Here is a 12,590-nt window from a genome sequence, read left to right on the forward strand (position 1 = left end):
ATGCATCCTTTTTTCGCCCGCTATGTCGTGGGCGCAGGTGGCTGACGTCAGTTGCGACGACAGCGAGCGCCTGACCCAAACACTGACAATAGTGATGGGGGCCAAACGTCACGGCATCGGCCTACGCGATCCGGATACAACGCTTGAAGTCTGGGTGACGCAGACAAACGGCGACTGGATGATTGTGCAGAACTACGCCAATGGCACGTCCTGCATTGTTGCAATGGGTGAGCATTGGGAAGGTACCAAAGCTAACCCTGCGTAAACGTGATTACTTTTGGCTTTTGGGTGTAGATCGCGATAACGGCGCCTGCATCCTTAGGCGGCAGTAATTTCAACCCACCACTGTTTAACCGCCCTAAAACGGTTCGATGTGATCCGCCGACAGGGCATAGGCGATGTCTGCGAGTTGAGTGGAGGTCGAAGCTGTGCCGAACATGCCAATGACATTGACCGCCTCGAACAGGCCGGAAGTTTGATAGGGCATCGTTGTGGTCACGAAAACCAGCTGGTTCGCGGGCGGTGGGGGGACGTGCACGCAGGCGCCGACGAAGGGGACCAGCATAAAAGCGGTGACGCCTGTTCCCGAATATTCGATCGGCACGATATATCCCGGCAAGCGCACGATTTCCCCGTTCCAGTCTGTGCGCACACCTTGCGAGGGCGGTTGCTGACTGGACGGGGTGCTGTTGTCGTGCTGCAATCCCTGCAGGAACGGCGGAACAGCGGCTTGACCGTCTGGAACCAGATCGCCCCAATCCAGATCAATATAGTCTTTTGCAAAGGCCATCGACGGGACTGCCCTCAACGCTGCGAGGGCAGCAAGGATGGCCCTGCGGTTGTGGACCGATGCTACCATTCGTAGGCCTCGATCAGATCAGCCTCCATTGCATAGCCAATATCGGCCAGCGATGTGTGCTGCAGCTCATGCCGCATGCGGCCAGTGACCCAGACCGGAGACCACATTTGATCGCCGGGCCAGGGTTTCTTCGTCTCGACGAAGACAAGCTGGTTTGCGGGGGGCGGGGGCGTGTGGATGCACGCACCGGCATAGGGGACCATCAGAAAATTCGTGACACCCGCCGCAGACATATCGATGGGCAGCATATAACCGGGCATCTTGATATAAGCGCCATGCAAGACCTTGTTCAGCTTAGTCGCGTTTTCATCAAACTCGGGCAGCCAGGTATCCTTGATCGCATCAATTTCGCCTTGTCCGATGATCTCGGCATAGGGCACGCCGGGGGGGATTAAATCCTCCCAGGTGATTACCCGTGGGGCTTCGTCCGCACTGCCAAAGCGCGGAACTGCCGCACATGCGGCCAGCGTAGAATTGAAATGGCGGCGTGATACAGTCATTGTGTCATACCTTTTTCCTAGTTTCTCACCATCATACCATCTGCCAGTGACATCCGGTAGGCGCGGAATGCAGGCAGCAGGCTCACAATCGCGCCAGCGGCGACAACGGCCAGCACCACCCAAAGCTCCTGCATGGAAGGTTGTTCGATGGGCAACCACAAGCCGAAAGCCGCATCAACAAGGGGCTGAGCGACAACCAGCCCCGCATAAAATAGCCCAAGGCCGACCACTGCGCCGATCGCTGCCATCAATGCGGCCTCCAGGACCAGCAAGCCCAGGATCACGCGCGGCCGTGCGCCCATCGCACGCAGGATCGCCATTTCGCGACGCCGTTCGTTCAAACTGGAAAAGATCGTGGCCATCATGCCCATCAGGGCGGTGATCACCACCATGCCTGACACTGCAATCAGGGCAGTTTCTGCGATGCCGACAATTTGCCACAACTCCTGCAATGCGACCCCCGGCAGGATCGCCAACAGCGGCTCTGACGGGTAGTCGTTGATCGCCCGTTGCAGGCCAAAGATCTGAAGGCGGCTTTTGACACCGATGAGCGCAGCGGTGACCGCTTGTGGCTCAAGCTCCATCTGGCGCAGCGCATCGGCAGGTGTTGATTGTCCCGGAACCTGCGCGCCGCTGCGCCAATCCACATGAATGGCTTCGATGGCTTGCAAGCTGACGATGACAGTGCGGTCGACGGGTGTGCCTGTCTTTTCAAGAATACCCGACACGCGGAACAGCTGATCGTCATGCTCAATGAAAGACGCCAGCCCATGCGCCACCACAATCGGGTCGCCCACTTCATAATTCAGCGCCGCGGCGACATCCGCTCCGATGATCGCATCGAACAGATCATCCATGACTTCACCCTCTGCCAGGGCAAGCGATCGGCCGGAGCGGTACTTATAGCGGTCAAAAAAGGCACCCGTGGTGCCCATGACCCGGAACTGGCGGTGGCTGTCGCCCAACGAGATCGGCACGATCCACTCCACTTCGGGGCGGGCGGCAAGATCAAGGTAGCTTTCCCAGGTCAGATTGTTCGTGGCATTGCCGATGCGAAACACGGAATACAGCAGCAATTGCACAGAGCCGGAGCGCGCTCCGACGATCAGATCCGTGCCCGATATCGTATCGGCAAAACTCGCCTTCGCACCGGTGCGGACTTTTTCAACGCCCAGAAACAATGCAACAGAGAGTGCAATGGCAAGCATTGTCATGCCTACTGTCAAGGCGCGCGCCATCAGCGATCCAAGAGCCAGCCTCAAAATCATGCCGCAGCCTGCGCCGTTCTGGCGATGTCGGCCATTTGCACAACCCGGTCAAATTGCGGTGCCAGTCGTGCATCATGGCTGACCATCAGCAACGTGCTTCCGGCGTTTCGGGTCTGCTCAAAAAGCAAATCCAGAAAGGTGGCCTGCGTTGCAGCATCCAGGGCAGAGGTCGGCTCATCCGCGATGATCAGCGGGGGCGCTCCGATCAGGGCACGCGCCGCAGCGACACGTTGCTGCTGGCCGACGCTTAGCGTCCCGGCTTGGGCGGTAAGGGTGTCTTTGGGCAGGCCAAGATCCATGCACAGCTTTTGCGCTGTCTGTTGTGGGTGTGCCACCCGCGCTCGGCGCTGCGGGGCAAACCGTAAGGACAACAGGATGTTGTCCAGCACCGTCGCATAGGGCAGCAAGTTGAATTGCTGGAATATCAATCCGATATGCTCGGCGCGGAACCGGTCGCGTTTGCCTGCTGAAAGCGACGCGATGTCGGTGCCTGACAGCAATACACTACCGGCGTGCGGCGTGATCGTACCGCAAATGAGCGAAAGCAACGTCGACTTGCCCGAGCCGCTTTCCCCAAGCAGCAGTACCCGTTCTGAGGTGGCGATAGAGAACGCAGGAACGTCCAACGCGAACGAGCCGCGCCCCGACCAGCGGTAAGAAACGCCTTTCAACGCCAGAATAGACGGGCCTGACCCCATGACCTTTGTCTGCCTCAGAACATGTCGCGCAGATCGAGGGTAGGGGCATCGCGTGCGACCTCAAAGCCTGTCGCCCCACGATCCGAGATGATCTGCACTTCCAGCTCCAGCGCATTCGGGAAACTTGCAAAATAAGCAAAATCAATCTTTGTCGCTTGGGCGGGGTCAGCACATTTCAGCATGTATTCTGCGTGGAATTCGGTGTGGCTTACAGCATCGTGATCGTCATCAGCATGCGCAGCATGGTCGTCGTCATCGTGACCCTCATCTGCGTGTTCTTCATGGTCGTGATCGTGGTCATCATCCGCATGCGCATCGTGGTCTTCATCTTCTTCGCTTTCCAGCGATGCACTTGCCTCGATCACACTGCATCCCGCGGCAGCGGGCAGGGCAAATAGGTCAAGCGGGCGGGCGAGCGTCGCCACTGCTGCATCCACGGCGGCACGATCCTCGGCGCTTTTTGCGCCGTATTCAAAACCTACGATATCGGCACCCGGTGCGTGCAGTTCCATCGCAATCCGGTCGCCGTCAAAAGCAATATCAAGCGTGCCGGTGCCATGCTCATGCGCGTCCAGCTGGCGCGTTTCTTCGGCAACTGCGGCAGTCGCAGCAAGAATGGCGAGTGCGGTATAAGAAAATTTCAGCATGTCAAATATCCCTTATTCAATGGTTTGGGCCCTGCAGGTGTGGCTGCCTGCTTTTGGACAGGACGCGAGTCTTCATGGCAAATCCTGCGTCATTCTGCAAAGTAGAACGCATCTGGTGAAGCGATGCAATTTGACTTTGTTGCTGCGGCGGCGTGGGGCGCATGTCATCTTGTCCAGTGACTTCTCACAATGGAATTGCCCCTGTTTTGGCCAGGTCTACACAGGAAAATTGTCGCTCCCGCTTTTGCGTAGGCTTTTGGTCCACCGACAGAAGTTGACGTATCACTTCGACTTAGCACCGGCATCCCCTTGCCCGGCAAGGCTGTTCCAAGCGTCGAACTGGGACAGGAATACCTCACCATTCAGAACATCCATCAGATGGGAGCGGCGCAGGCGGTCCATCACGGGGCCTTTGACCTCAGAAAGGTGAAGCCCGACGCCCATGTCGGTCAAACGGGCATTGATCGCTTCCAGACTTTCCAACGCGGAATAATCAACTTCGTTCACAGCCGAGAACATCAACACGACATCGCGCACATCGGAACCTTCGGTCACCCGTGTCTGGATCAGATCTTCCATGAAGCGGGCGTTCACAAAATAGAGGCTTTCATCGATCCGCAATGTCACCATGGACGGTACCGTTTGAACCTTGTGGCGGTGTATGTTGCGAAAGTGTTGCGTGCCCGGAACGAGACCCACCTCTGCCACATGCGGACGCGAGGTTTTGTAAAGATGCAAGAGCACAGAGATCGTGACACCGGCAGCCACGCCAACTTCGACACCAAGTCCAAGCGTCAAAAGGATCGTGACTGCGACTGCAACAAAATCGGCACGGCTGTAGCGCCATGTCTTGTTCAGTATCGACAAGTCAACAAGTGACAACACCGCGACAATGATGGTTGCGGCAAGCGTGGCGTTGGGCAGGTAAAAGACCAACGGCGTCAACGCGACGGCGGCAATCGCCAATCCCGCCGCAGTAAAAATGCCCGCGGCGGGCGTCTCTGCTCCGGCGTCATAATTCACCACCGAACGGGAAAACCCGCCCGTTACCGGAAAGCCGCCAGTGAAGGCGGCACCAAGGTTGGCAGCACCCAAACCGATCAGCTCCTGATTGGGATCAATGCGCTGTCGTTTCTTGGCGGCCAATGTCTGTGCAACCGATACGCTTTCCACAAAGCCGATCACGGAAATCAGAATGGCAGGCACCAAGAGGGCACCAAGAAGGTCGCCGGAGAAGCCCGGTAAGGTCAGTGGCGGCAGGCTGCGTGGCACATCCCCCACAATGCGCACCCCTTGACCCGCCAGATCGAACCCCCAGACCACCAACGTTGTGACCACCACGGCAACCACCGGACCTGCTTTGGCTATGAGATCAGTCAGCAGTGGTCCGGTGCCAAGCCGCTTGAGCAGGGGTTTGAAGTTACCGCGGACCCAGAACAAAAAGGCCGTTGCGCTGAGCCCAAGGCAAAGCGTGATCCAGTTGATCTGGCCCAGTTGCCCGAAGATCGAGTCTAGCATTTCGGGCAGGGTATGTCCCTGTGCGGTGACCCCAAGAAGGTGCTTGAGCTGGCTTGTCGCGATCAGAATACCCGACGCAGTGATAAACCCTGCAATGACCGGATGGGATAGGAAATTCGCCAGAAACCCCAGCCGTAGAACGCCCAGGAGCACCAGAAAGGTCCCCGACATAAAGGCCAGAGTGAGTGCAGCCACGGCATAGCCTGCGGTCCCTGTCTCGGCGACCTGTCCGATGGCCGATGCCGTCAGCAGCGACACAACCGCAACCGGACCCACGGCTAAAGCGCGGGAGGTTCCGAAAATGGCATACAGCACGATCGGCGCAATGGAAGCATATATCCCCGCCTCGGGCGGCAGCCCGGCAAGCAAAGCGTAAGCAAGGGATTGGGGGATCAGCATGATCGTTACGATGACCGCTGCAATCATGTCATTCGACAGGGCCGTGCGGTCATAACGACGGCCCCAATCAAGGATCGGGAGATATTGGCGCAGGAGGTTCATAGAGGGTGTGACTTCAATAAAAGGGGAGGCCCGTCAGGGCGACGGGCCAGAACGCAATCACTCTGCCGAGACTTTGAACTTTTCTGGTTTGGCCATCCATTCTTTGCCCTTCAGCATCGCCTGCCAGTAGATCGGTGGCAAAAGCTTTTCCTTTAGGAACCACGCAGCGCGTGATGGTTTCGTGCCGTCCAGCAAAAACGAAGGGAACGACGGTTTCAGCGCACCGCCATAGCCAAATTCAGCCAAAACAATCTTGCCACGCTCGACCGTCAATGGGCATGACCCATAGCCATCGTATTGTGCCACAGCGGACCGCCCGGCGATGTCGGAAATGATGTTCTCAGCCACCGTCGGGGCCTGTTTGCGTGCGGCAGCCATGGTTTTGGCATTGGGCGCATTCATCACGTCCCCAAGGCTCCAGATGTTGTCGAACGTCTTGTGGCGCAGGGTCGCCTGATCCACGTCAACCCAGCCTGCCGCATCCGCCAGTGGTGAGACTCGGATAAAGTCAGGCGCGACCTGCGGTGGGCAGACATGCATCATGTCGAAATCCACAGTCATCGTTCGGGCGTCCGTGTCAGGTTCGGCGATCTTGAAGGTCGCCTTTTTTGCGGGACCATCCACAGACACAAGGTTGTGGAAGAAATTGCAGGTCGCGCCGTATTTCTCGATATATTCCTCAAGCGCGGGAACGTAGTCTTTGACCCCGAACAGAACACCACCAGCGTTCATGAACTGAATGTCGATGTCTTTGAGCCGCCGGTTGCGGAACCACGCATCACCTGACAGGTACATCGCCTTTTGCGGCGCACCCGCACATTTGATCGGCATCGGTGGCTGGGTGAACAGCGCACGCCCTTCTTTCAACTCTTGCACCAACTGCCAGGTATAGGGGGCCAGATCATAGCGGTAGTTTGAGGTGACCCCATTGCGGCCCAACGTCTCCTCGAGGCCTTCAATCGCCTCCCAGTCGAGCTTGAGCCCCGGACAGACGATCAGACGGTCGTATTTGACCACACGGCAGCCATCAAGAATGACAGCATTTTTCGCAGGCTCAAACGCCGCCACCGCCGCCTTGATCCACTTCACGCCGGGCGGTATCAGCGAGCCCATGGTCTTGGCAGTCTGGCTTGCCTCAAAGATGCCGCCGCCGACCATGGTCCAACCCGGCTGATAATAATGGATATCTGCCGGATCAATGATCGCAATCGACAGGCTCGATTTGCGCGCATGCAGGCTGGCCGCAGCAGAAATGCCACCCGCGCCACCGCCTACGATGACGACGTCAAATTTGGCATCACCCATGTCGGTAGGTGTCTTGCCACCGTTTGCGATCCGACGGGCAACGCCGTTCATATCATAGCCTGCCGCCATCGTCGCGGCGAGGATTTCAGGCATGGGTCGTTTCTTGGATTCGTGGAACGACCAGAGCGTTGCTGACCGCGTTCCGGATCGGCAATAGGCCAGAACCGGACGCTGCAGTTCTGTAAGCGCGTCGGAAAATGCGGTAACGTCATCGTCTTGCACCATACCGCTTTGGATCGGAACGTACCTCGCCTCGATCCCTGCGGCTTTGGCGGCGGTTTCGATTTCTTCAAAGGAAGGCTGATCGGCGCCTTCCCCGTCGGGGCGGTTGCAGATGATGGCACGAAAACCTGCTGCCTTGATCGCCACCATATCATCGGCGGTAATCTGGGGGCTGACCGAGACCTTGTCTGTGATTTTATTCAGTTCCATGTTCTCGATCCTCTCGATCAAAATTTGTTCACAGGCATTTTCAGATAGCTGTAACCGTCATTTTCGGCTTCTGGCAGCCGCCCATCCCGCAGGTTCACCTGCAGCGCGGCGAGCATTCGGTTGGGCAGGCCAAGCGTCGCGTCGCGCTTCTCGCGCAGTTGGACAAAATCCTGTTTCGATACGCCGCCGCCCAGATGAATGTTATCGGCTTTCTGTTCGCCAACGGTGCTTTCCCACGCCGGTTCTTCGCGGGTTTTGGTGCCATAGTCGTGTCCGATGAAAATCCGGTGATCGTCGGGGCGATCAAGGATTGTTATGATGCTGTCGTAGAGTTCCGATGCAGACCCTCCGGGGAAATCGGCGCGCGACGAACCCGCGTCCGGCTGCATCAGTGTATCGTGTGCAAAGACCGCGTCGCCTGCCACATAACTGATGGAACCCAGCGTATGGCCCGGCGACAGCATCACACCGACGTCAAGATTGCCGATCTTGAAGCGGTCGCCGTCGGCAAACAGATGGTCAAAATGTGGATCAATCGGAAAGGCATCGGGCAGGTTGTAGTACCCGCGCCAAAGCTCTGCGATCTCGCGTACCTTTTCGCCAATGGCCGTCTGCACGCCGGTCTTGTCCCTCAGCCATGCCGCAGCAATGAAGTGATCCGCATGAGGATGCGTGTCGAGTATCCATTCCAATTTCAGATCGTTGTCCGCAATATAGTCTAACGCCCATTGGGGATGGTCGAATTTGGTCGCGAAAGATTTGGGATCGAACTCCTGGACGACGTCGATAAGAGCGCATTTGCGGGTTTGATCGTCAATGCAGATGTACTGGCAACTTCCGGTATCGGGTTCGTAGAAACCGACGACAGTGGGGCTGTTTGGTCCGCGGGATGGCGACACTTTGTAAAGGATATCTGACACGTTTTTGCTCCAATAACGCGCATCATTGAAAAGACTTCAGGCCTCCGCGCTGGCCTCTGCCGGTGTCAGGAAACGCGCGCTGTAAAGGGCCTCTCCCAACCGGTCGAGAAGATCGAGTTGCAGTTCAAGCCATGCCTTGTGGCCTTCCTCTTCCATCGCGATCTGCTCGAACAGTTTGCGCGATCCGATGTCATCTTCCGCGTCAGCGTCTTTGGCGGCACGTTTGTAGAAGGCAAAGGCTTCCTCTTCGTCTGCCAGATCTGTCTCGAACATTTCTTTGAGGGAATTTACCCGAACAGGCTGCTTCTGGAACGCGATCTGGGGATCGCCTTTCAGCGCAAGGATCCGTTCGATAAACAAATCCGAGTGGCCCAGCTCCTCGGCCTGCTCTTCGCGCATCTGTTCGGCCAGACCGACAAGGCCCCAATCCTCAAGAACATGTGCGTGCATCTGGTATTGATGGGTCGCAGACAGCTCCATCTTGAGGGCCATGTTCAGGTTTTCGATCGTTTTCGCATTCGACATTGTATTACTCCGATTCATTTTCTCATCTCTTCTCAAAGCCCGTTGACAGGCACCTTGAGCATTGGATTGCCATTGGTATCTTTCGGTACTTCACCAGCTCGCATGTTCACCTGCAAAGACGGAATAATCAGCTTTGGCATGGCGAGCTGCGCGTCCCGTTCGGTCCGGAACTTCACAAAGTCTTCTTTGGTTTTCCCGCCGCCCACATGAATGTTATGCGCCTTTTCCTCTGCGACAGTGGTTTCCCACCGGATGTCGCGCCCGTTCGGGCCGTAGTCGTGACACATGAAAAGCCGCATCTCATCAGGCAGGGTCAGCACCTTCTGGATGCTGTCATAAAGCGTGCCTGCGTCCCCGCCGGGGAAATCAGCGCGTGCCGATCCACCGTCTGGCATGAACAATGTGTCGCCCACAAAAGCTGCGTTCCCCATCACATGCACCATGCAGGCAGGCGTATGGCCGGGGGTGTAGATGGCCGTCGCTTGCAGGTTCCCGATGCTATAGGTGTCGCCATCCTCAAAGAGCGCGTCAAACTGGCTGCCGTCGCGCTGGAACTCGGTGCCTTCGTTGAAAACTTTGCCAAAGGTTTCCTGAATGACGGTAATCTTCGCTCCGACGCCGATTTTGCCGCCCAGTTTATCCTGAATATAAGGCGCAGCACTCAGGTGATCGGCGTGAACATGGGTCTCGATGATCCACTCAAGCTTCAACCCTTGGGTCTCGATCTCTTGGATCAGCCGGTCTGCGTGGTCAAAGGTGATACGGCCCGCGGCATAATCAATGTCCATCACACTATCGATCACGGCGCAGGAGGCGCTCGACGGGTCTTTGACGATATAGCTGATGGTGTTTGTCGCTTCGTCAAAGAAGGCGTGCACTTCGGGCTTGATACTCAGGTCGGTGGCGATAGTCATTGTCGGTCTCCTGTCTAAGAAAAACTGGCGGGCTTAGTGGCCGCGACGGTTTTTCATTATTGTGTTATAGGGGGCAGCCTGACCGCGTGACCGCGTCATTGCGCTGGCTCTGATCTGAACGGCATGGTCAGCACCCGCCGCAGAATGATGCCCCCGGCAACGGCGATCAAAAATAGCACCACTTCCCACCGGCCCGTCCCAAGCGCGGGAATGGCAGCACCGGGACAGAAACCCGCGATCCCCCACCCGACCCCGAACAGCGCCGAGCCTCCGATGAGTTTGGCGTCGATCGTGGTCGAGGTTGGCACCTGAAAACGCCCACCAAACAAAGGTGCTTTGCGGCGCCAAACAAGTCGATATCCCAAAGCGGTCACAATCAGCGCTCCGCCCATCACAAAGGCAAGGCTTGGATCCCATGAACCTGCAATATCAAAGAAGTTCAGCACTTTGGCAGGGTCCATCATGCCCGACAGGGCGATACCAACGCCGAAGACGACACCGGTAAAGAGGGCGTAAACAAGTTTCATGGCTCAGGCTCCCAAAACATGACGGATGATAAAGACAGTAATCGCAGCGGTTGCCATGAATGTCGGCACCGCAACAATCGAGCGCAGGGAAAGGCGCGACAAACCGCACACGCCGTGACCGGAAGTGCAGCCCGACCCCAAACTTGCGCCGAGACCAACGATCACACCGCCCACGACAATCATCACGGGGCTTACCGGCACGGCAATCTCTGGAAGCGTACCTGTCGCCACAAAAATCAACCCGGGTGCGAGGATCATTCCCAGCACCATAGCAGCGCGCCACGCAAATTCATCGCGACCCTCAGGCAATATCAGACCGGACATGATGCCCGTCGCCCCAAGGATACGGCCAAGGCCCAGCATCAATAAGACGGCACCAAGCCCGATGGCGAGGCCACCACCGAAGGATGCGATAGGTGTGAATGCGGTTTCCATATTTTAGGCCTTGCAGGTCTTGATGCCGAAGATTGAATAGATCGGGCATACCCGGACTGCTGCGACAATCAACATCACAACGCCGACAATGGCCGCTGCGAACTTTAACAAACCGCCATCAAAGGCGGGCAAGCCGCTGAAGAAGGCAAGGTAAAGCAGGCCGAGGCCAAGTGCTGCGCGAAAAATACGGTCGAGTGTTCCAACATTGGTGGTCATGATGCTCTCCAGTTTGATAACTTGAACAACAGATATAACTTTGACGCCGACGCTTCAGTGACTTTGTCACCTAAGATGTAAAAAGCCGAATATTACCTGCTCTCCGCCAACACGCGGATGGCCGATTTATCCAGTAGTGCGATGCGCCCACGCGATTGGGCGATCATGCCACGCTTTTGAAAATCGGACAAAACCCGGCTGACAACCTCGCGTGCTGTGCCGAGTTCGCTGGCAAGCTGTTGATGTGTCGCCGATATCTCTTTCAAGCCATCCCCAAGGACCAGGAGCCGTTCCGCTAGGCGCACATCCATATGGCCAAAGGCCACGTCATCAACGACACGCAAGAGATCAATCAACCTGCGGGAATAGGCGGCGAATACAAATTTACGAAAAGCTTCTTCCTCAGCGACTAGACGGTCAAAGGCGGGCTTTGGCAAGACAATTGCCGTGATGTCCGTCTCCGCGATGCCTTCAGCGTTATAGGCCTCCTCGGACAGCATGCAGGCTGTCGTCAATACACAGCTTTCGCCGGCGTCGACGCGGTACAGGACAATTTCGCGCCCGGAGTCAGAGCTTTGTGACACGCGAATACGACCATCATATAGGAAAAACAGGCTGTCGGGCACGTTCTCGGGTCCGAAAACCTGTGCACCGGCTTCCATGCGCTGGATCCGCGCAACCTTGATCAGCCGATCACGCACCGCACGTGGCAGCGCCGCGGTGCCTTGAAACTTCTCTGTCCAATCCTGAATCATCTTGTCTTGCGCATCGGTGCGACGATGCCCTCTTCCAGTGGTGCAATACGGGCCAACAGATCGCCCCGGTTCGATGCAATATCTGCCAACGTGAGATCATCGAGAACAGCCATAAAGGCATCTGCCGCAGTTTGAAGCGCCCGCGACAGTTTGCAAATGCCAATCAACGGGCAGGTGTTGGTATCAGGGCTGAAACACTCAACCAGATCAAGCGGCCCTTCGGTCAACCGCACAACATCGCCGATTACAATGTCGGAGGCTGGTCGTGCCAATCGAAAGCCGCCCCTGCGTCCCCGCTGGGTGTCCACATACCCCGCGACCCCCAGCGCATGCACGATCTTTACGATGTGCGGACGTGCCAATCCATGAACGCGTACAACGTCATCGACTCGGATCAATTCGGGCGCCTTCAGCGCTGCCAATTGCAACGAACGCAGGGCAAAAGTTGTATAGGACGTAATCTTCATACGGGCACCTCTGCAGTAAGTTATATTTTGAATATATGTTTTTGCAAGTTCGGTGACATTGTCACTGAACCCGTGCGGGCGCTTGCATACATCACGTTCAAAC

At 56.9% G+C, this 12,590-nt stretch carries 16 protein-coding genes; 1 reads left to right on the forward strand and 15 read right to left on the reverse strand.

The window, feature by feature from the left end:
* Nucleotides 1–37 precede the first annotated feature (37 nt).
* On the forward strand, nucleotides 38–265 hold the full coding sequence (locus Z945_RS0110460; protein WP_152541109.1) for a hypothetical protein: 228 nt from the start codon (nucleotides 38–40) through the stop codon (nucleotides 263–265).
* Nucleotides 266–358: 93 nt separating this feature from the next.
* Here Z945_RS0110460 and Z945_RS0110465 read toward each other — a convergent pair whose 3' ends face one another.
* The 15 genes from Z945_RS0110465 to Z945_RS0110535 form a co-directional block, all read right to left on the reverse strand.
* Nucleotides 359–859 (reverse strand): DUF3299 domain-containing protein, encoded by a 501-nt coding sequence (locus Z945_RS0110465; protein WP_025052056.1) that lies wholly within the window; start codon nucleotides 857–859, stop codon nucleotides 359–361.
* Nucleotides 853–1,359: a DUF3299 domain-containing protein gene (locus tag Z945_RS0110470; RefSeq protein ID WP_025052057.1), complete on the reverse strand. Its 507-nt coding sequence runs from the start codon at nucleotides 1,357–1,359 to the stop codon at nucleotides 853–855. The genes Z945_RS0110465 and Z945_RS0110470 overlap by 7 nt, the downstream gene beginning before the upstream one ends.
* A gap of 17 nt (nucleotides 1,360–1,376) precedes the next feature.
* Nucleotides 1,377–2,627 (reverse strand): ABC transporter permease, encoded by a 1,251-nt coding sequence (locus Z945_RS0110475; protein WP_025052058.1) that lies wholly within the window; start codon nucleotides 2,625–2,627, stop codon nucleotides 1,377–1,379.
* Nucleotides 2,624–3,325, reverse strand: a complete 702-nt coding sequence (locus Z945_RS0110480) for an ABC transporter ATP-binding protein (RefSeq protein WP_025052059.1) — start codon at nucleotides 3,323–3,325, stop codon at nucleotides 2,624–2,626. The genes Z945_RS0110475 and Z945_RS0110480 overlap by 4 nt, the downstream gene beginning before the upstream one ends.
* A gap of 14 nt (nucleotides 3,326–3,339) precedes the next feature.
* Nucleotides 3,340–3,972 carry a zinc uptake protein ZrgA gene (gene zrgA / locus Z945_RS0110485; protein ID WP_025052060.1) on the reverse strand — a complete coding sequence of 211 codons (633 nt, stop codon included), beginning with the start codon at nucleotides 3,970–3,972 and terminating at the stop codon, nucleotides 3,340–3,342.
* 282 nt (nucleotides 3,973–4,254) lie between these two features.
* Complete coding sequence (locus Z945_RS0110490) at nucleotides 4,255–5,991, reverse strand: SulP family inorganic anion transporter (RefSeq protein WP_025052061.1); 1,737 nt, start codon at nucleotides 5,989–5,991, stop codon at nucleotides 4,255–4,257.
* Nucleotides 5,992–6,048: 57 nt separating this feature from the next.
* Entirely contained in the window at nucleotides 6,049–7,728 is a 1,680-nt protein-coding gene (locus Z945_RS0110495) for a bifunctional protein tyrosine phosphatase family protein/NAD(P)/FAD-dependent oxidoreductase (RefSeq protein ID WP_025052062.1), read from the reverse strand.
* A 17-nt stretch (nucleotides 7,729–7,745) separates the two neighbouring features.
* Complete coding sequence (locus Z945_RS0110500) at nucleotides 7,746–8,648, reverse strand: MBL fold metallo-hydrolase (protein ID WP_037970993.1); 903 nt, start codon at nucleotides 8,646–8,648, stop codon at nucleotides 7,746–7,748.
* A 36-nt stretch (nucleotides 8,649–8,684) separates the two neighbouring features.
* Complete coding sequence (locus Z945_RS0110505; RefSeq protein WP_025052064.1) at nucleotides 8,685–9,173, reverse strand: ferritin-like domain-containing protein; 489 nt, start codon at nucleotides 9,171–9,173, stop codon at nucleotides 8,685–8,687.
* Between the two features lie 32 nt (nucleotides 9,174–9,205).
* Nucleotides 9,206–10,087: an MBL fold metallo-hydrolase gene (locus Z945_RS0110510; protein ID WP_037970995.1), complete on the reverse strand. Its 882-nt coding sequence runs from the start codon at nucleotides 10,085–10,087 to the stop codon at nucleotides 9,206–9,208.
* A gap of 95 nt (nucleotides 10,088–10,182) precedes the next feature.
* A complete protein-coding gene (locus tag Z945_RS0110515; protein ID WP_025052066.1) occupies nucleotides 10,183–10,614 on the reverse strand; it encodes a DUF6691 family protein in 432 nt (143 codons plus the stop codon).
* A gap of 3 nt (nucleotides 10,615–10,617) precedes the next feature.
* Nucleotides 10,618–11,049 (reverse strand): YeeE/YedE family protein, encoded by a 432-nt coding sequence (locus Z945_RS0110520; RefSeq protein WP_025052067.1) that lies wholly within the window; start codon nucleotides 11,047–11,049, stop codon nucleotides 10,618–10,620.
* Nucleotides 11,050–11,052: 3 nt separating this feature from the next.
* Nucleotides 11,053–11,265 (reverse strand): YgaP family membrane protein, encoded by a 213-nt coding sequence (locus Z945_RS0110525; RefSeq protein WP_025052068.1) that lies wholly within the window; start codon nucleotides 11,263–11,265, stop codon nucleotides 11,053–11,055.
* Nucleotides 11,266–11,357: 92 nt separating this feature from the next.
* On the reverse strand, nucleotides 11,358–12,020 hold the full coding sequence (locus Z945_RS0110530) for a Crp/Fnr family transcriptional regulator (protein ID WP_025052069.1): 663 nt from the start codon (nucleotides 12,018–12,020) through the stop codon (nucleotides 11,358–11,360).
* A complete protein-coding gene (locus Z945_RS0110535) occupies nucleotides 12,017–12,487 on the reverse strand; it encodes an Rrf2 family transcriptional regulator (RefSeq protein WP_025052070.1) in 471 nt (156 codons plus the stop codon). Before Z945_RS0110535 ends, Z945_RS0110530 begins: the two co-directional genes overlap by 4 nt.
* Between the last annotated feature and the right edge of the window lie 103 nt (nucleotides 12,488–12,590).

Source organism: Sulfitobacter noctilucae (genome assembly GCF_000622365.1).
In the GTDB taxonomy this organism is placed as follows: domain Bacteria; phylum Pseudomonadota; class Alphaproteobacteria; order Rhodobacterales; family Rhodobacteraceae; genus Sulfitobacter; species Sulfitobacter noctilucae.

Coding starts and splice junctions, on each gene's coding strand:
- Z945_RS0110525 (WP_025052068.1), bottom strand. CDS start 11,265: ATGACCACCAATGTTGGAACACTCGACCGTATTTTTCGCGCAGCACTT.
- Z945_RS0110510 (WP_037970995.1), bottom strand. CDS start 10,087: ATGACTATCGCCACCGACCTGAGTATCAAGCCCGAAGTGCACGCCTTC.
- Z945_RS0110520 (WP_025052067.1), bottom strand. CDS start 11,049: ATGGAAACCGCATTCACACCTATCGCATCCTTCGGTGGTGGCCTCGCC.
- Z945_RS0110530 (WP_025052069.1), bottom strand. CDS start 12,020: ATGATTCAGGATTGGACAGAGAAGTTTCAAGGCACCGCGGCGCTGCCA.
- Z945_RS0110475 (WP_025052058.1), bottom strand. CDS start 2,627: ATGATTTTGAGGCTGGCTCTTGGATCGCTGATGGCGCGCGCCTTGACA.
- Z945_RS0110470 (WP_025052057.1), bottom strand. CDS start 1,359: ATGACTGTATCACGCCGCCATTTCAATTCTACGCTGGCCGCATGTGCG.
- Z945_RS0110495 (WP_025052062.1), bottom strand. CDS start 7,728: ATGGAACTGAATAAAATCACAGACAAGGTCTCGGTCAGCCCCCAGATT.
- zrgA (WP_025052060.1), bottom strand. CDS start 3,972: ATGCTGAAATTTTCTTATACCGCACTCGCCATTCTTGCTGCGACTGCC.
- Z945_RS0110515 (WP_025052066.1), bottom strand. CDS start 10,614: ATGAAACTTGTTTACGCCCTCTTTACCGGTGTCGTCTTCGGCGTTGGT.
- Z945_RS0110490 (WP_025052061.1), bottom strand. CDS start 5,991: ATGAACCTCCTGCGCCAATATCTCCCGATCCTTGATTGGGGCCGTCGT.
- Z945_RS0110480 (WP_025052059.1), bottom strand. CDS start 3,325: ATGGGGTCAGGCCCGTCTATTCTGGCGTTGAAAGGCGTTTCTTACCGC.
- Z945_RS0110535 (WP_025052070.1), bottom strand. CDS start 12,487: ATGAAGATTACGTCCTATACAACTTTTGCCCTGCGTTCGTTGCAATTG.
- Z945_RS0110465 (WP_025052056.1), bottom strand. CDS start 859: ATGGTAGCATCGGTCCACAACCGCAGGGCCATCCTTGCTGCCCTCGCA.
- Z945_RS0110505 (WP_025052064.1), bottom strand. CDS start 9,173: ATGTCGAATGCGAAAACGATCGAAAACCTGAACATGGCCCTCAAGATG.